The organism is Corynebacterium sp. HMSC075F02, from assembly GCF_001838335.1.
In the GTDB taxonomy this organism is placed as follows: domain Bacteria; phylum Actinomycetota; class Actinomycetes; order Mycobacteriales; family Mycobacteriaceae; genus Corynebacterium; species Corynebacterium jeikeium_D.
Genome location: NZ_KV836324.1, coordinates 27478 through 44145, shown reverse-complemented (window position 1 = coordinate 44145; position 16668 = coordinate 27478). Strand labels below are relative to the sequence as shown.

Genomic DNA, 16668 nt, shown 5'->3' with positions numbered 1-16668 from the left:
ACCTGCCTGTAGCAACGGCGCTACCGCACGTGGCTGTCTGCCCAGGCCAGTCAAAGACCGAATCGCGCTTGTCCCCTCAGCCACTACACTCGCGGGAAGAACATCTAACAGCTTCAACGAAAGTAGAAATATGCCCGCTGACCTTTATCGGCGTCTCTCCAACCTCGATGGCAAGAGCTACGGTGCATACAAATCTTTGCGTGGCTCCCACGACCTGCCGGATCTGGACGCGACGCTGTTTATCGACAAGGTCCAATCCGACCCCTATGCCCCGGCATCACGGGCACGCGTCCATATTCCGCTGTCCGTACTGGACTATCGCGGCGCCTCCCGGTCACAGCCCGGCAGGTTCAGCACGGCGGAGCTCGATTTGCTGAACCGCCGTCTCGTGCGCGCTTTGAAGAAGTATGGTCGCGGGCTATTCATTGATTCTCCAGGTCAGCAGGTCTTGCGCCGAGCAGCTGTCGCTGAGCTCCGTGCGGATGCGCACGACGTCGATAAGCATGGCGATGCCCTACAAATCTGCCTAGAAATCCAACTGCCCGCCCGCGGCCGACGCATTCTCGGGCGTGAGGCGGCGCGCTTGATCTGTGAGGATCTGTTTGACGCGCTTGACGACGCCATCGTGAACGCACCCATCGATGCGCTCGAGGCAGCCGCGGAATTGGAGTATGACCAGCTCTTTTTGCGCCGTGCAGTGGCGGGCGCGGACCTGATTGGGTTTGTGGCAGACGGGTCGGTGTTGCCTCGTCAGGCGGGCAATAGCCAGCTGCCGAAGCCCGGCGCGACTGCGTTTACCTCGCCGGAATCGCTGCAGCACACTTTTCAACTGCCATCGGGAAAAACCGTGCATGGCATGGGTATTCCGCGGGGCGTGACGTTGATTGTCGGTGGCGGTTATCACGGCAAGTCCACGTTGTTGTCCTCCCTGGTCACGGGTGTTTATAACCATGTCGCTGGCGATGGCCGCGAGTTTGTAGTCGCCGACGAGACTGCGGTTGCGCTGCGTGCCGAGGACGGCCGAGCCATCACTGGTGTGGATATCTCGCCGTTTATCAACGGCCTTCCCTCCGGTGATGACACGACTCGATTTTCCACCGCGAATGCATCGGGGTCGACGTCCCAAGCTGCGGGCCTGATGGAGGCGCTAGGTTCCGGTGCGCGCGTGCTGCTCATCGACGAGGACACTTCCGCAACCAACTTCATGATTCGCGATGAGCGCATGCGCCGCCTCATCCCCGATGACCGCGAGCCGATTACTCCACTGGTCGCACGGGTCCGCGAGCTCTGGGAAAACCACGGAATCTCCACGGTCATCGTCGCTGGTGGGTCCGGCGCATTCATCGATGTCGCGGACACCGTGATTGCTATGGATGCGTACACGCCTTACGACGTCACCGAGCGCGCCCGTGAACTTCGCGAATCGGCTACTCCGGCTGAGCCTTCGCCTGCTTTTGCGCAGATCGGTGAGCGTTTTCTGCAGGCTGACTTCCCTACCGGTGGTGGCCGTGGTGGGCATGGCGGCCGCGGCGGCGGTCGCGGTGGGCGCGGTGGCGGTGCGAAACCACCTAAGCCACCGCGTGCTCGTGGTCTAGAGCTGATTCAGGTGGGCAAGGACAATCTTGATTTGCGCGCTGTCAGCCAATTGATGGACTCCTCCCAAACAGAAGCAATTGCCCGGATTCTGGGCGCCGTCGTAAAGCAGTTCGATGGGCGTACTGACCTCACCGACCTAATCCAGCGCGAGTACGACAACTTTTGTCATTCACTCTTCGATGTGACAGCTGAGTTCACCAACTCTGGTCATCTGGCCGAGCCTCGCGTCCAGGAGGTCGCAGCGGCAATCAATCGGCTTCGGCTCTTGCGGTAGAGCCTCGAAGATTGGCGGACCCCGGCCCCGCTCCCTCCCCTGCGGCTGCCCCAGCTAACTTCCTCGACGGATTTCGGCGTCAGGTCTTGACCTTGACGCGGCGTCAAACAGAAAGATGATTCCCGTGAGCAACAACGACAACGAGTACACCATCGGCGAGGCAGCCGAGCTCCTGGGCGTTACCACGCGCACGCTGAGGCATTGGGATGCCATCGGACTACTCAGCCCGCAGTATCGCACGTGGTCCGATTACCGCCTCTACACCGATGAGGACATCGACACCGCGCTGGAGATTCTGGTCTACCGCGCCGCCGGTGTGCCGTTGAAGACTATCGAGGAGTTCATCCACGGCGATTCCTCCCCGAGAAGTCGGAAAGATCGTTTACTCGCACAGCGAACTGTTCTCACCGAGAAGATCGCTGACCTGCACCACATGGTGCAGTCCTTGGACAAACTGATTGAGGAAGGAAATACCATGAAAGCAAAGACGAAAGCGGAGCTCTTGGGCCGCGACTGGCAGAATCTAGAAGCCGAAGCTGAGGAGCGCTGGGGCGACACCACTGAGTGGGAGCAGTCTCAGCAGGCTCAGGAAAAGATGAAGGACAGCGACTGGGCCGAGCTTGAAGCAGAGGCTAAGGATTTTGCCGATGCGCTTGCCGACGCCGCCGAGCGCCACGTCGAGCCCGGTTCCGCTGAGGCGGCCGAGCTAGTTGACCGTCACTTGGCCTCTATTACTCGCTTCTACGAGGCTGGTCGAGAAAAGCAGATTCTGTTGGCTCGCATGTACGTCGCTGATTCCCGGTTTGATCGGTACTACCGCGGCAATGCTGGCTACCTGCTGGAGCTGATTGAAGCTCAGGCCCGTAAGGAAGGCATTGACCCGGCAACTGCCGAGTGGCGGTAAATACAGGGAAGCAGCCGTTCAGCCCGGCCTTCCCATCCGGGACTGAATCGGCATAGAATTGCCTCATGAAATTCTCTCGCTCTATCGCCGCTGTCGCCATCGGTGCCGCTACTGTGCTGGGCGCTGTTGCTGCCTCTCCAGCTGTCGCACAGGCTATTGGTTGCCCCTTTGCACCAGTGCACAAGTATGAAGAACACCGTTTCTCCGGTTCTTCGACTTCAGCAGATGCTTTCAAGGTTTGGTTTAACGGTGGCGTCTACATTGAACCAATCGTCGAAACGCTGGATTTGGTTGAGCTTCAGGTTAACGACACCCAGGTCGCTCACGCTGGCGACATCATCTACAAGGATGAAGACGGCAACTTCTGGGTGAAGTAGCCTACGCAGGAAAAACAGGGCTCAATTACAGGTCTCACCCCGTGGCAGATTAACCTCATCTGAATAGGGCTATAGCGCTTAGCGTTGTGGAGTCACTGGTACTCTGTCTCGCACCTTTTGCAATTTCTGCCACGAGCCCTCGTTTTCAGGAGTGTTCCACCATGGAAATCATCATCGTCGATTCTGAGGCCGAAGTCGCGAGCATCGCTTCGGACTACCTCGCTCACTACGCCAACAAAGGTGGAAACCTCGGTGTAGCGACAGGATCGACTCCGCTTGCGACGTATCGGGAACTGATTCGTCGCCATCGGGCTGGTGAAGTCACTTTTAAGGACTGCAGTTTCTTCGCACTCGACGAATACGTGGGACTGCCCATCGAGCATGAGCAGAGCTACTACCACGTGATTCACAATGAGTTTTCCGATCACGTGGATGTTGACCCGGCGAGGGTCCATATTCCCGATGGCCTCGCGGACGATATCGGCGCGGCCTGCGAGGATTACGAGCGAAAGATTATCGAGGCCGGCGGCATTGACATTCAGTTGCTGGGCATCGGCACCAATGGGCATGTTGGTTTTAACGAGCCCGCCAGCTCTTTTGGCTCTCTGACTCGCATTAAGACGCTGCACCCGCAGACCGTGCTGGATAACGCCCGCTTCTTCGACTCCGCGGACGATGTGCCGTACCACGTGGTCACCCAGGGGCTTGGCACCATTTCACGTGCGGGGCACCTCCTGCTGCTGGCCACCGGCACCGCAAAGGCGCACGCTATTGCCGCATCCATCGAGGGCCCACTGAGCGCGTCGATGCCTGCGTCCGTATTGCAGCTGCACCCACGGGCCACGGTTGTCATTGACCAGGCCGCAGCCAGTGAGCTGAAGAACAAGGAATACTACGAGTTCACCTACGCCCATAAGCCGCAGTGGCAGAAGGATATGTGGAAGTAGGCCCCGGCCCTCCCCGGCCCCTTCCCAACCTTCGCTCCCACCCCCGGACTAGTCAGCGCTAGTCGTCATCATCCATCTCCAGCTCGGGGTCTTCGGCACGCGCCTGCTCGTAAACTTCCTTCGCTGCCGTGAGATTAATGACGCCGATGACAAGTCCCACGACGATGTCCGGCCATGCGCTGAACCAGAAAATGGTGACCACTCCGGCGGCGAGAATGAGCAGGTTCGCCAGGACGTCGTTACGCGCCGCCAACCACGCGCCGCGCATGAGCGCACTGTCGGCCTTGCGCAGGTTCATCAGCAAAATCGCACAGACCAGGTTGATGACCATCGCGATAATTGCCGTCACCGACAGCGTTAGTGGCTCTGGCGGCTCACCGCTAATCATCTTCCAAATGGCGGTGCCGAACGCCGCAATCGCCGGAATCAGAATCAGCCCGGCAAGGCCGATACTTGCTTTACGACGGCTCGCCAGCGACCACCCCAATGCGGTGAGAACCAGCAGGTTGATGAGGTAAACACGGGGGACATCGTAACGCTCGGCGCGAGTACCATCGAATCCTATGACGCACCCGCAGAAGTTCCACTCAGAAATGAAGGTTCCCGGCGGCAAATTGGTTGTTGCCGATTGTGAGACCACCGGTGACACGATTTCGTCGATAAGCATTTCGGGCGATTTTTTCCTCGAGCCCGATGAAGCCTACGACATTATTAATGACGCTCTGCTCGGTGCACCTGCGGGAGACCATACGGAGCGTTTACAGGTTCGCCTCGATGCGGCGCTGAAGGATTTTGAGGATCAGTCTGGTCGCGAGGTGCGACTGCACGGTTTTGATACCCACATCATTGCGCAGGTCGTTCGACGTGCACTGACACAGGCTGTCGACTTCACTGATTTGGAGTGGGAGGTTTTGCAGCCGGGAGTCCTGCCGACGGTGATGAATGTTGCTCTCGACGAACTCCTCCTTGACCAAGTCAATTCCGGACAGCGCGGACCAACTCTGCGCTTCTGGGATTGGGATGATCGTGCCACCGTCATCGGTTCCTACCAGTCCTATGTTAATGAACTCGAACCCGAGGGCGTAGAGAAGCACGATGTGCAAGTGGTGCGTCGTCTCTCCGGCGGTGGCGCGATGTTCATGGAGGGTGGCAACTGCGTCACCTACTCGATCTATGTTCCGGAGAAGCTGGTCGCCGGCCTCAGCTACGTCGAATCCTATGAGTTCCTCGACCGCTGGGTCATCGCTGCGCTCGCGCAGCTCGGCGTCAATGCGTGGTATGTCCCCATCAATGACATCACCTCCGATGGCGGCAAGATTGGTGGTGCCGCGCAGAAGCGCCGTGGTTCGACGGTGCTCCACCATGTCACCATGAGCTACGACATCGACGCTGACAAGATGATGGAAGTCCTGCGCATTGGCAAGGCCAAGATTGCCGACAAGGGCTTGCGCAGCGCAAAGAAGCGCGTCGATCCGCTCCGCCGCCAGACGGGTGCCAGCCGCGCCGAAGTCATTGACGCGATGAAGCAGACATTCATCAACCGCTACGGCGCCGCCGAGGTATCGCTTTCCGACGAGGACTTCGCTGCGGCGCAGCATCTTATTGACACCAAATACGGCACGGAGGGCTGGACTCACCGAGTCCCCTAAACGTCGCACTGCTTACTTGTATACGACAGCTGGTCGGGAAAAGGAGTTAACTAAAGGAGACAAGTAAACAAAGGAGAGTCGACGTGAGCGGCGAGCGTGCAATTGGGTCCTATCCTGCGAATATGCACCAAAACCTGGTGAAGGGTTCGGCGCGCGCCGTAACAACACCGCCGTGGTGGTCTCCCCGATATCGAAGGCACCGGAATTGTGATTCACGGGCGCCCACTACAGAGCTTGAACGGTGTCGGCGAATTCACTGAGGCACCGGCCACAACGCCGCTACAGCCCCCGCGAGAGGTTCCAGCGCAGAACCGCAGGCCGGTCATGGTAGCGACCAAGCACTGACAGGGACGCAGTATTCAATGGGAAGGACTGGCCAAGTTCAATGGGCAGTTCCAACCAGGCCGTAGTGAGCGCACGCAGCGAGTGACCGTGTGCGAACAAAATCGCCTTGTCTTCACCCGATTCACGAACCCTTTTGACCACGCGCTCAACGCGCTCACGGACTTCCTCCGCGGTTTCGCCATTGGGCACACCGTGAGTCCAAATCTGCCAGTCGGGAACAGTCTTCTGCACTTCCTTCGAGGTAATCCCCTCGTAGTCGCCGTAGAACCATTCCGCGAGATCCTCTTCGACTTCGAAGTCGTGGAATCCTGCCAATCGAGCGGTCTCTTGGGCACGCTGGCGGGGTGATGCCAGCACTAGCCCAAAGTCCTTCGGATCCAGCCAGCCGTTGAGGGCCTTGGCTTCTTCCCTACCGTTGTCAGTCAGAGGAAGATCAGTTACCGATGTGTGCTGCCCAGTGCGCGACCACTCAGTTTCGCCGTGCCGCACGAGATATAAATCAGTCATAGTTCCAGCTTAGGCTTATCTGAAAGTGCGGTTAGCCGCGGCAGCCCTGCTAGCCCATCACGGGGTCACGGATCCGACTACGAACGCTGCTGAAGTGTTTCCACTGCGCGGTCGGCAAGCTCCTCGCCAGCACCGTCATAAAGGTAGACGGCCATGTCGGCACCAACGTTGAGAAGCTGATCCTTAAACCTCTGCACCTTAGTGGTGGTAGCAACCACGGCTTCGGTGTCCTGCTTACGGATGTTCTGAATCATCGCGTAGGTCTCAGCGTGCTCAGACAGCGCCAACACGTACAGCGCTGGTTTCTTCTCCAACTCGATGTGGTGCCACAGCTCTGGGTCTGTCACATCACCCGGGATAACCTGGTAGCCCTGCTCACGCAGCTCTTCGATGCGATCCTCATCGAAGTCAACGCCAAAGACGTTCATGCCGTACTCATTAACCAACCTGCCGTAGACACCGACGCCGACGCGCCCCATACCCATGATGAGGGCATCAGCGTTATCAATAATGACCGTTGCCTCTTCTGGGACCAGGCGGTCCTCTGGGGTTTCTGGGACGAACTTCTGCAGGAAGCTGACCAGCTTGTCCTCATGCGGGACCATCAGCGAGCTGGCAATGAAGCTACCCGCCACGGCGACTGCCATAATCGAGGTCCACTCATCGGGCAGAATGTCCTGTTGCGTCGCCGCAGCCATGACAATGAGGCCGAACTCCGAGTAGTTACTCAACGTCAGACCCGCCAACGCACTAGTGCGCAGGGACAGTCCGGTGCGCTTGAGAATCCCGATGAAGATAGTGACCTTGAACACCAGGAACAGGACCATAATCGCGGCGATAACGTAGCCGCCAGCACTTGGCAGACCACCGAGGCCAATTTCGATAAAGAACGCGACCAGCAGCAGCTCACGGATACTAATCAGAGCTTCCGACAGACGGTCAGAAATCGGGTGCGAGGACAGCAGAATACCGGCAACCAAGGACCCCAGCGAGCCGGACAGCCCTGCCAGCTCGAAAGCCGAGTAAGCGGCCACAGCAATACCAATGCCGGTGAGAACCAGCAGCTCAGTGCGGAACATGCGGTTGGGAAGCCGCGCCGCCAGCGGACGGATGAAGAACAACAGTGGTAGAGCCAGCGCCCACAGCTCCGGGGTCTTACCCGACGATGCCACCAGCACACCGACCGCAATGATGTCCTGCAGAATGAGCACACCAATCGCGATGCGTCCGATGGCCGAAGCACCGCGGTTCTGCTCCTCCAAGTGGCTCATCACAAACACCGTCGACGAGAAGGAAGTCGCGATGCCGATGTAAATCAACGCAGTCACCGACAGCCCCGTGAGTTCACGCAGCGGCAAGAAACTGGCGATACCAAACAGCACGGCAAAAACCACCGTGTTTAAAAATGCGTGACCCAACCCTGAAAAGACCACTCGCGGCGCCACGATATCCTTGGGATTCAGCTTCAGACCGATTGTGAAGAGCAAGGTGGTAACACCGAGCTCGGCCAGCGAATCAATAAACGGGATTTCCTCAAGTCCCATTGCATGAACGGCAAAACCGGCCCCAAGGAAACCAATCAGCGGCGGCAGCCGAAGCAACGAAGCACCGAGCCCGCCGATAATCGAAAACAGTATTGCTGTTAGGTATACGGATTCCACCCATCAAAGATAACGTCTGACACAACTGATAAATGCAGAGGTTGGCCATTAACCGTTCTTTGCCACCCGACTGGGGCTAGCGTCTTGGGAGCTAGCGTCGGTACGGAACCTCGCCCAATGCAATCGGCTGCGGGTGCTCTGCCACCCACGCGACCGCCGCTGCCGTCAACGCATCAATGTCCGCCTCACCAGCTTTGCGCTGCTTTACGACGGCCATTGCATCCTCGGCAGCCCCAACCGTCTCCAGCCAAAAGTCGGTCATCGCGACAAAGTCTTCGTCCCAGTTGACGTAGCCCATCTCCAGGGCCTCGTACCCGAGCCGGCCCACGATGCGAATAACCTCGCCCTGCACAGTCGCGGCTGCGCCACCACCCGGCACCAGGTAGTTCCAGAGGTATCGGAACTGACCGTTGGTCGACTTGCCTGCGGGGACAATGATGTCGCTGTGGCCATCGTGAGGTGTAATCACGTCCGGACGTTCCGCACCGATGCGCTCGTAGAGGCGATCCATAACTGGCTGGTACTTGTCGCGTTGCTTCTCTGACATGCGGTTGTAGCGGCGACCGAACTTGGTGAACTCTTCGCGCACTTCGTCGTCGATTTCCGAACCAGCGTCCAGAAGCACCTCGATGCTGTCTAGGACTCGACTGAGGGAATCGGTATCGGCAGCAGCAACCGCCTCTTTGAACGCTGTCCGGCCGTGACCGAGGCGGTTCTCGCGGTGAAGGTCAGCACCATTTTCCAACAGCAACGCAATCGCCTTGGGCTGATGGCTCTTCGCTGCCATGAAAAGCGGAGGATACTTACCGGCTTCGATGTCGGCACCGCATTCGAGCAGGAGCTTCATCTTGTCGATGTCGCCCCGGCTTGCGTGCTCTGCCAGGGCGGTTTTACCGAAGCGGTTCTCGGTGTTGACGTCGATCCCCTGGTCGATTAGCCAGCGCATGAGCTCTGGCGGGGTGCCACGGAGCGCCAGTGCAGTGTCCTTGCTGTAGCCAAAGACTGCGTCGAGAGCGCAAGTGTCATAGACGGCCTTCAGTGCATCCATGTCACCGGCTTCGAGCAGCTCTTCGAAGTTCTCGACCAGTTTCTTCCGCTTCCGTGGCATGCAGTTTCCCCTTTACTTACCGCCCTCGTCGGTGGACAGCGCAGCCACGAATGCCTCCTGTGGCACCGAGACCGAACCGATGTTCTTCATGCGCTTCTTACCGGCCTTCTGCTTCTCCAGCAGCTTGCGCTTACGGGAAATGTCACCGCCGTAACACTTAGCAAGGACGTCCTTGCGCAGTGCACGGATGTTTTCGCGGGCGATAATCTTCGAACCGATTGCAGCCTGAACCGGGACCTCGAACTGCTGGCGAGGAATCAGCTCGCGCAGCTTCTTGGTCATCTTGTTGCCGTACCACTGGGCGTTGTCGCGGTGGACGATAGCGGAGAAAGCATCGACTGCTTCGCCCTGCAGGAGGATATCCACCTTGACCAGATCCGCAAGCTGCTCGCCGGCATCTTCGTAGTTCAGCGAGGCATACCCCCTGGTACGGGACTTCAGCATGTCGAAGAAGTCGAAGATAATCTCGCCCAGTGGCATCTTGTAGCGCAGCTCCACGCGGTCTTCCGACAGGTAGTCCATACCGCCCATCTCACCGCGCTTCTGCTGACACAGCTCCATGGTGGGGCCAACGAATTCACTCGGCACAACGATGGTGCACTTGACCATCGGCTCGTAAATTTCGCGGAGCTTGCCCTCCGGCCAGTCACTCGGATTGTGAACAGTGACCTCGGTGCCGTCCTCAATGACAACGCGGTAGACAACGTTCGGAGCCGTCGAAATCAAATCCAGGTCGAACTCGCGCTCGAGGCGGGCACGGGTAATCTCCATGTGCAGCAAGCCCAAGAAGCCACCGCGGAAACCAAACCCGAGGGCAACCGAAGTCTCCGGTTCGAATGTCAACGAAGCGTCGTTAAGCTGGAGCTTTTCCAACGCATCACGCAGGTCAGGATAGTCCTGCTGAGAGATTGGGAACAGACCGGAGTAGACCATCGGCTTCGGCTCTTCGTAGCCTTCCAGCGGCTCCTCCGCCGGCGTGGCGTTCAGCGTGACGGTGTCACCGACCTTGGACTGACGGACGTCCTTCACACCGGTGATGAGGTAACCGACCTCGCCGACGCCGAGGCCCTTACACTTCTTCGGCTGCGGCGAGACGATGCCGATTTCCAACAGCTCGTGCTTAGTTCCGGTGGACATCATCTGAATGACTTCACGCGGCTTGAGCTGCCCATCAACAACACGGATGTACGTGACCACACCACGGTAGGTGTCGTAGACCGAGTCAAAAATCAGCGCACGAGCAGGTGCCTCCGGATCGCCGACCGGTGCCGGGACGAGCTCACAGACTCGGTCGAGCATTTCCGCAACGCCCTCACCGGTCTTGCCCGACACACGCATGACATCCTCCGGCTCACAGCCGATGATGTGCGCGATTTCCTCCGCGTACTTATCCGGATCCGCGGCCGGCAGGTCAATCTTGTTCAGAACCGGAATGATCTCCAGGTCGTTTTCCATGGCCAGGTACAGGTTGGCCAGCGTCTGCGCTTCGATGCCCTGAGCAGCGTCGACAAGCAGAATCGCGCCTTCACACGCCTCTAGCGCACGCGAGACTTCGTAGGTGAAGTCGACGTGACCAGGCGTATCAATCAGATGCAGGACAATCTCTTCGCCCGCGTGCTCGCCGGTGCGCGGAACCCACGGCAGGCGCACGTTCTGAGCCTTAATGGTGATGCCGCGCTCGCGCTCAATATCCATGTTGTCGAGGTACTGATCGCGCATATCGCGTGCTTCAACAACGCCCGAGAGCTGCAGAATTCGGTCCGCCAGGGTGGACTTACCGTGGTCAATGTGCGCAATAATGCAGAAATTTCGAATCCGTGAGGGGTCCGTAAAAGTCTGCTCCGCAAAATTCTTGGTCACGTTGGGTCTACTCCGAAAAATAAAGACGTTATGGGCATTGGGGCGCGGCGTTGGCCGACCCATATGCGCCGGCCTCGAAAACCGACCAGCCGGGCTTAAATACAATCACGCACAATCTTACCTATCGATTCCCTCCGCACTAAACCTCTAGACTTAGTTTCTATGAGCTCCACTTCGTCCACCGATCAAAATGAACGCGAAAGCTGGCCACGCCGCCTGCGTAATCGCATCAGCGCGCGTCTTTTCGCCGGTACCGAGTGGTTCCGTGGCCCCGACACACTCGACGAGGCGCTGTTTAAGCTCAACATGCAGCTAGGACTCGCCCAGGACACCTCGCTTTCCGACGAGTCCAAGGAGGCCCTACTTCGACTGCGAGATTCGGTGACCATCGCGCGCCCAACCGCGGAGCTGGCCCGCACAATCGTCTACAGCCCCGACATGGATGGCCAGGCCGACCCCGGCGAAGTGGTGTGGATTCCGCTGCAGCTCGAAGGTGAAAATGCCGCTTTGCGTGAGCGCGCTGTGGTCGTGGTTGGTCGCCACGACCAGTATCTTCTGGGCATGCTGATTTCCACACGCACCGAGCACAGTGAGCACCCGGAGTGGCTGTTTATCGGTAGTGGGTTCTGGAATGAAGACCCCAAGCCATCGTGGGTTCGCATGGACCGTATCTTGCTCATTCCAGAATCGGGTATTCGCCGCGCAGGCGCAATGATGCCCCGCAGGCGCTTCGAGCTCATCGCCGCCCGGTTGCGCGGAGATTACGGCTGGAATTAGCCGCAGCTGGAACTAGGCAGCGGCTGGTATTAGGCAGCGCTGTTTGCTAAGATTCTGCAAGTTGTTTACCGTTGCGTTCCTTTGCGGCGAGCGCGGACAGGACCTTGGGTTCGCGTTTTCATCGTCGCATAAGCGCAGTGGGTGGTTTTAACTCGCTGGTTAAAGAGTTTTAACCAGCAGAGGTTCGACCCCGAAATTTGCACTGTGATCAGGAGTTTTCTTGGTGGCGGGCGGTAGCAATTCCAACTACTACGGATACAAGAGGTATTCACGATGGCAAACATCAAGTCCCAGATCAAGCGCAACAAGACCAACGAGAAGGCTCGCCTGCGTAACCAGGCTATCCGCTCTGCAGTCCGCACCGAGATCCGCAAGTTCCAGGCTGCTGTTGAGGCTGGCGACAAGGCTGCTGCTGAGGCTCAGCTGCGCGTTGCTTCCCGCAAGCTGGACAAGGCTGTCACCAAGGGCGTCTTCCACCGCAACACTGCGGCTAACAAGAAGTCCGGTATGGCTAAGGCTTTCAACAAGCTGGAGGGCTAATTCCCTTTTGGCGCTGTGCCGTTCTTGTGGCGCTTGTGCCGTGAAATTAACCGCTTCCTGCTATTTTCCGATTTCATTTCGGATGTGGCGGGAGGCGGTTTTTATTATTTAACCCCAACGCGAGTTAGTGGCTGCGTTTATGGCTGGCGGCGGTGGGGCGATGCGAGTTACTGACTACGTTTATGACAAAAATGGCCCGAAAAATGGCTTGAAAGTGTCATAAACTCACACAGTTTCACATTTGCAGCCCGGAAATTTTAACGCCGATGGGACGAATGGGCCAGCTCCGCGATACGAAGCACCGACTGTTCCAGCGATAGTTCCGGCGTCGATGAGGCTCCCTTGGTGTCTGCATCCAGCTGTGCCGCGACAACCACAGCGCGAGCAACCGCCGGGGTTGACCAGGCAGATGCCAACCGCTGAGTTTTCTCCAACTTCCACGGCGGCATGCCATAGCGGTGGGCATCTCTACGCGCATTGACACCACGTGCACCGTGGAGCCGAGCTACATCACCAACCATTCCCGTGATTGCAGCCGACAGCAGTGCCGGTGCCATTCCCAGCTGCAAGGCACGGCGCATCTTGGCCAACGCTTCCCCGCCCCGACCGCGCAGTGCGAGCTCGGCAATCTCAAAGCCCGAGACCTCCGCCGAAGCACCGTAGTAGGTGCGCACTGCTTCCGAGGTGACCTTGCCCGCTGTATCCGCACACAGCTGGGAAATGGCGGTCGCCAGTTCGCGGAGGTCTGAACCGACCGCATCCAGGACGGTATCGATGACGTCGCGACGCACCTTAACCCCGTGTGAGGCGAACTCTTCGCCAACAAAACCGGGCAAGTCGTTTCGCTTGAGCGGTTGAGCTTCGAAAAAGCGGACCCCCAACTTGCGCAGGTCAGCGACCATCTTTTTCTGACGCCCCTCACCGCTGTGAAGGAGAATCAACGTGATGCCCGGCGCGGGATCCTTAACCGAATCCATCAACAGCTTGGCAGGCTCTTTGCCGGCGTCTTGGCAGTCGGTGACAACCACGATCCGGTCATCTCCAAACAACGAAGGGCTGAAGAGCTCCACGGCATCGACAGTGGTCATGTCCCCTGCGCGGATGGTGGTCACAGGCACCGAGCGTCCACCCGGATCGGACTCCGTTGCTGCCTGCGCGCGGACGGCAGCGACAATGGCGAGGCGGGCGCGGTCTTTCAGCAGCTCCTCTTTGCCCACAATCAAATTCACGGGTGCGACGGCGCTCAATCCCGACCTCTTTTCCGCGTTAATTCCTGCGACTGTTGTTTCTAGCCTACGGGACAGCCCGGATTTCACCTTCCTCGCCAGACTTCACCATTGGAATACAGGGCTTGCGGCCCATCTCGCTGCGGGCACACCACAGGAATCTGCTCGGGTGTCATTACGGTTTCTCGCACGCGCGGACCACACTCGCGAGCGATAAACCACTGGGGTGAGCGGCCTGATTGGGACGGTTGGCCGCTCACGGATTCAGCGATGTACGACGGGGACTCCACCGCCACGGTTTCTGTCGTGGGGTTATTGGTGGTGTCATCGAGCACCTGGACGTACCCCGCCTCTTCCTCGGTGAGTCCGAGTGCAATTCGGCACTGCCGGCTGAGCGAGGTCGGTGCAGGGTAACCAACCGATGCCACATGGTTGGCGGGTTCTCCGACAGCCTCCGCGTGAATGAGAACAACCTGGTTCTTCTCCGCACAGGCCGCAACCTTCCACCCCTGTGGGGCACGCGCAATGTCCAGCCCGAACACCCAAATAACCGCGTAACTACAGACGGCAAGTACCACTGCGAAGCAACCAGCGCGGAGCGCAAGACGGGGCCACGCCCAGAGCGCCGTCAAGCATGCGAACGTGAGCGTGCAGGAGATGACCAACGTGACCGTCCCAGTGGCGGGCGCGACGATTCCCGCAGCGAGGCGTGCGACCTGATGAATCCACCATGCGCACGGCGCGGCGCACCAGAGCAGCGCACTGACCAGCCAATTGAGATGCAGTGCGGCGGCAACGGCAGCGAGCGAACCAGCGATAGTAACCGGTGCGACGGCGGGCGCGGCGAGGAGATTGGCGAGCAGTGAGACGTGACTAATTTCGCCGATAAGGAGCGCCAACACGGGCATGGTGACCACGTGTGCGGCAATCGATACGGCGACGGCGCGGACTACTGGGGCGGGCCAGGTACCCATAACGGTGGTGGCGGACAGGCGTCTGGCAAGGGGCTCGGCAAGAAGGACTAACCCGGCGGTGGCTGCGACCGAGAGGGCGAAGCCCACTGATACCGATAGGTCTGGAGCCAGGAGAATCAACCCAATAATGCCAGCCGACAGCGCCGCGATGGCCTGGCCAGCTCGTCCTACAAGAATCGCCAACAGCCCAATGCAGCCGGTGACCACCGCGCGTAGCACTGACGGTTCTGTACCCACAATTGCCACAAAGCCATACAGGGCAAGCGCGGCGACTGCGACGCGCACCCGCGGTCCAGCCCACGAAAACACGGCTACAACAGCCCCGACAACAAGCGCAACGTTCGCTCCAGAGACCGCTGATAGATGTGAAAGCCCAGAAGCAGTCATCACATCGCCATCGGTGAGGCTAAAGCCGCGCTCATCGCCGATGGCCATGGCGGGAATCAGGCGGTCGGGACCAACGGGGAGATTCTGCGCCGAGTCAAAGAGCTGCTGCCTCACGTCAGCTGCCAGCCCCTGTGGTGGCGCGATGACCTCAACATCACCGCGCAGATTCAGCTGGATACCACTAATGCAGGGCTTGCTGGCCACACGTATACCGGCTGTGGATTCAATTACGGTGTCTCTCGTGATAGCCAACAGTGACTCGTCGCCGAAAGCCGTCACCTGCCCCGGAAGACCTTCGATGCGGGCCTTCGCACTGGCCCCAAACTCGGTTGCTTTCGGCTCGGTGACGAGGCGCAATTGCACTTTCGCCATCCCACCAATGTCCTCATAGAGCTCATGGGCTCGGGCTTGCGCTATGCGGATTCGCGTGGCCACCGCAACGCTGGCCACCGCCACAGCTGGCACCACGATAGTGGCGATTGCTCGCCAGCCGGAGGTCACCGCACCTCTGCCCCATCGCCACGACCAACGCTGCCACGCCCACGGCAACGCCACCGCAGTCGCGATTGAGCTCGGTACCACAACTATCGCCCATTCTGGGCGCATGATCACCGCCACCGCAGTCGCCCACGCCAACACCGCTGCTGGCACTAGCCGCACATCGAGCCCAGCACGAGCGCGCAGGTCAGACGGTGGTGGCATCGCGCAGAGCCTCTACCTTCGCCGGGCCGATTCCCGGTACCTCCTCAAGTGCGTCGATACTCGCAAAAGGCCCGTTCTTTTCACGAAAGTCAATGATTTTGGTCGCTGTTGCGGGTCCAATTCCGGGCAATTCCTCCAGCTGCGTAGCAGTGGCGGTGTTGATGTTGATCTTTCCGTCAGAGCCACCCGGGTCAGCCCCGCCTGCAGCACCGGCGCCAGAACCGCCAGAAACATCGGAACCGCCCTCCGCCGTCCCTGCTGGCAGCGCCTCTGTCCCGACCACAATCTGTTGACCATCTACCAACGGTGCCGCCAGGTTCACGCTGGCAGGATTAGCCTCCGGCAAAAGCCCACCCGCACGCTCAATTGCCTCCACCACCCGCGCACCCACTGGCACCTCCACCACGCCAGGATTCACAACCAACCCCACCACCGACACAATCAACGGCCCCACCTGTGCCTGAGCGTTAGTCTCCTGCCCCGGACCGCCAGGCGCCTCCGCTGGGGTTTCGGTCGTCTCCGGTGTCGTCCCCGCGACAGCCGCGTCCTGCACCGCAGGCATCTCCACCTGCGGCGTCGACGGCCACACCACCGCAGCGATTGCTCCAACAGCCAACACCGCAATCACAAGGCACGCAGCCATCGCCACCCGCGGCGTCACCACCGCCCGGCGCGTGGAAAAGTCCACCGCCATGCGCTTGTCTTGATCAATCGGTTCCAGATAGTCCGCCAGCCGATTCCGCAAATTCGTCACGATGCGCACCCTAGCGCCCCGCACCACACCCCACCTTGACGAAAGCACTCATCAAGGCGTCATCTGTGGATAAAAAATGA

General features: G+C 59.2%; 15 protein-coding genes. 7 read left to right on the top strand and 8 right to left on the bottom strand.

Annotated elements, in window-relative coordinates:
* Nucleotides 1-130 precede the first annotated feature (130 nt).
* The 4 genes from HMPREF2920_RS09515 to nagB all read left to right on the top strand — a co-directional run bounded on the left by HMPREF2920_RS09515 (nucleotide 131) and on the right by nagB (nucleotide 4098).
* Entirely contained in the window at nucleotides 131-1870 is a 1740-nt protein-coding gene (locus HMPREF2920_RS09515) for an ABC-ATPase domain-containing protein (protein ID WP_070601637.1), read from the top strand.
* A 115-nt stretch (nucleotides 1871-1985) separates the two neighbouring features.
* Nucleotides 1986-2774, top strand: coding sequence for a MerR family transcriptional regulator (locus tag HMPREF2920_RS09510; protein WP_049172640.1), 789 nt, complete (start codon nucleotides 1986-1988; stop codon nucleotides 2772-2774).
* 65 nt (nucleotides 2775-2839) lie between these two features.
* Complete coding sequence (locus HMPREF2920_RS09505; protein ID WP_049172637.1) at nucleotides 2840-3151, top strand: hypothetical protein; 312 nt, start codon at nucleotides 2840-2842, stop codon at nucleotides 3149-3151.
* Nucleotides 3152-3312: 161 nt separating this feature from the next.
* Entirely contained in the window at nucleotides 3313-4098 is a 786-nt protein-coding gene (gene nagB / locus HMPREF2920_RS09500) for a glucosamine-6-phosphate deaminase (protein ID WP_049172635.1), read from the top strand.
* Between the two features lie 58 nt (nucleotides 4099-4156).
* On the opposite strand, the gene HMPREF2920_RS10960 is transcribed toward nagB, so the two are convergent.
* Complete coding sequence (locus tag HMPREF2920_RS10960; protein ID WP_083308250.1) at nucleotides 4157-4765, bottom strand: cation efflux transmembrane domain-containing protein; 609 nt, start codon at nucleotides 4763-4765, stop codon at nucleotides 4157-4159.
* Here HMPREF2920_RS10960 and HMPREF2920_RS09490 point away from each other — a divergent pair.
* Nucleotides 4662-5747, top strand: a complete 1086-nt coding sequence (locus tag HMPREF2920_RS09490) for a lipoate--protein ligase family protein (protein WP_070549440.1) — start codon at nucleotides 4662-4664, stop codon at nucleotides 5745-5747. The two genes, HMPREF2920_RS10960 and HMPREF2920_RS09490, sit on opposite strands and share 104 nt — an antisense overlap.
* Nucleotides 5748-6026: 279 nt before the next feature.
* Here the strand turns inward: HMPREF2920_RS09490 and HMPREF2920_RS09485 are convergent, their stop codons facing one another.
* From HMPREF2920_RS09485 to lepA, 4 genes are all read right to left on the bottom strand, one after another.
* Nucleotides 6027-6599, bottom strand: coding sequence for a histidine phosphatase family protein (locus tag HMPREF2920_RS09485; protein WP_049189288.1), 573 nt, complete (start codon nucleotides 6597-6599; stop codon nucleotides 6027-6029).
* Nucleotides 6600-6676: 77 nt separating this feature from the next.
* Nucleotides 6677-8260: a cation:proton antiporter family protein gene (locus tag HMPREF2920_RS09480; RefSeq protein WP_049189287.1), complete on the bottom strand. Its 1584-nt coding sequence runs from the start codon at nucleotides 8258-8260 to the stop codon at nucleotides 6677-6679.
* 91 nt (nucleotides 8261-8351) lie between these two features.
* Complete coding sequence (locus HMPREF2920_RS09475; RefSeq protein WP_070601635.1) at nucleotides 8352-9368, bottom strand: ankyrin repeat domain-containing protein; 1017 nt, start codon at nucleotides 9366-9368, stop codon at nucleotides 8352-8354.
* Nucleotides 9369-9380: 12 nt separating this feature from the next.
* Nucleotides 9381-11228, bottom strand: coding sequence for a translation elongation factor 4 (gene lepA / locus HMPREF2920_RS09470; protein WP_070601633.1), 1848 nt, complete (start codon nucleotides 11226-11228; stop codon nucleotides 9381-9383).
* 162 nt (nucleotides 11229-11390) lie between these two features.
* Here lepA and HMPREF2920_RS09465 point away from each other — a divergent pair, with 162 nt between their 5' ends.
* A complete protein-coding gene (locus HMPREF2920_RS09465) occupies nucleotides 11391-12005 on the top strand; it encodes a type II toxin-antitoxin system PemK/MazF family toxin (protein WP_049189284.1) in 615 nt (204 codons plus the stop codon).
* Between the two features lie 273 nt (nucleotides 12006-12278).
* The gene (gene rpsT, locus HMPREF2920_RS09460) at nucleotides 12279-12545 is read left to right on the top strand and encodes a 30S ribosomal protein S20 (protein ID WP_016422323.1); all 267 of its coding nucleotides are present in this window, start codon (nucleotides 12279-12281) and stop codon (nucleotides 12543-12545) included.
* A gap of 257 nt (nucleotides 12546-12802) precedes the next feature.
* Here the strand turns inward: rpsT and holA are convergent, their stop codons facing one another.
* From holA to HMPREF2920_RS09445, 3 genes are read right to left on the bottom strand one after another with little or no spacing between them, the layout of a single operon-like run.
* Nucleotides 12803-13861, bottom strand: a complete 1059-nt coding sequence (gene holA / locus HMPREF2920_RS09455) for a DNA polymerase III subunit delta (protein ID WP_005511539.1) — start codon at nucleotides 13859-13861, stop codon at nucleotides 12803-12805.
* Entirely contained in the window at nucleotides 13858-15834 is a 1977-nt protein-coding gene (locus HMPREF2920_RS09450; protein WP_070546423.1) for a ComEC/Rec2 family competence protein, read from the bottom strand. The genes holA and HMPREF2920_RS09450 overlap by 4 nt, the downstream gene beginning before the upstream one ends.
* Complete coding sequence (locus HMPREF2920_RS09445) at nucleotides 15818-16588, bottom strand: ComEA family DNA-binding protein (RefSeq protein WP_242451371.1); 771 nt, start codon at nucleotides 16586-16588, stop codon at nucleotides 15818-15820. The genes HMPREF2920_RS09450 and HMPREF2920_RS09445 overlap by 17 nt, the downstream gene beginning before the upstream one ends.
* Between the last annotated feature and the right edge of the window lie 80 nt (nucleotides 16589-16668).

What these genes read in the sequence shown, in the direction of transcription:
- HMPREF2920_RS09485 (WP_049189288.1), bottom strand. Translation starts at nt 6,599, where the DNA reads ATGACTGATTTATATCTCGTGCGGCACGGCGAAACTGAGTGGTCGCGC.
- HMPREF2920_RS09510 (WP_049172640.1), top strand. Translation starts at nt 1,986, where the DNA reads ATGATTCCCGTGAGCAACAACGACAACGAGTACACCATCGGCGAGGCA.
- HMPREF2920_RS09490 (WP_070549440.1), top strand. Translation starts at nt 4,662, where the DNA reads ATGACGCACCCGCAGAAGTTCCACTCAGAAATGAAGGTTCCCGGCGGC.
- HMPREF2920_RS09475 (WP_070601635.1), bottom strand. Translation starts at nt 9,368, where the DNA reads ATGCCACGGAAGCGGAAGAAACTGGTCGAGAACTTCGAAGAGCTGCTC.
- rpsT (WP_016422323.1), top strand. Translation starts at nt 12,279, where the DNA reads ATGGCAAACATCAAGTCCCAGATCAAGCGCAACAAGACCAACGAGAAG.
- nagB (WP_049172635.1), top strand. Translation starts at nt 3,313, where the DNA reads ATGGAAATCATCATCGTCGATTCTGAGGCCGAAGTCGCGAGCATCGCT.
- HMPREF2920_RS09505 (WP_049172637.1), top strand. Translation starts at nt 2,840, where the DNA reads ATGAAATTCTCTCGCTCTATCGCCGCTGTCGCCATCGGTGCCGCTACT.
- HMPREF2920_RS09515 (WP_070601637.1), top strand. Translation starts at nt 131, where the DNA reads ATGCCCGCTGACCTTTATCGGCGTCTCTCCAACCTCGATGGCAAGAGC.
- HMPREF2920_RS10960 (WP_083308250.1), bottom strand. Translation starts at nt 4,765, where the DNA reads ATGCTTATCGACGAAATCGTGTCACCGGTGGTCTCACAATCGGCAACA.
- HMPREF2920_RS09450 (WP_070546423.1), bottom strand. Translation starts at nt 15,834, where the DNA reads ATGCCACCACCGTCTGACCTGCGCGCTCGTGCTGGGCTCGATGTGCGG.
- HMPREF2920_RS09465 (WP_049189284.1), top strand. Translation starts at nt 11,391, where the DNA reads ATGAGCTCCACTTCGTCCACCGATCAAAATGAACGCGAAAGCTGGCCA.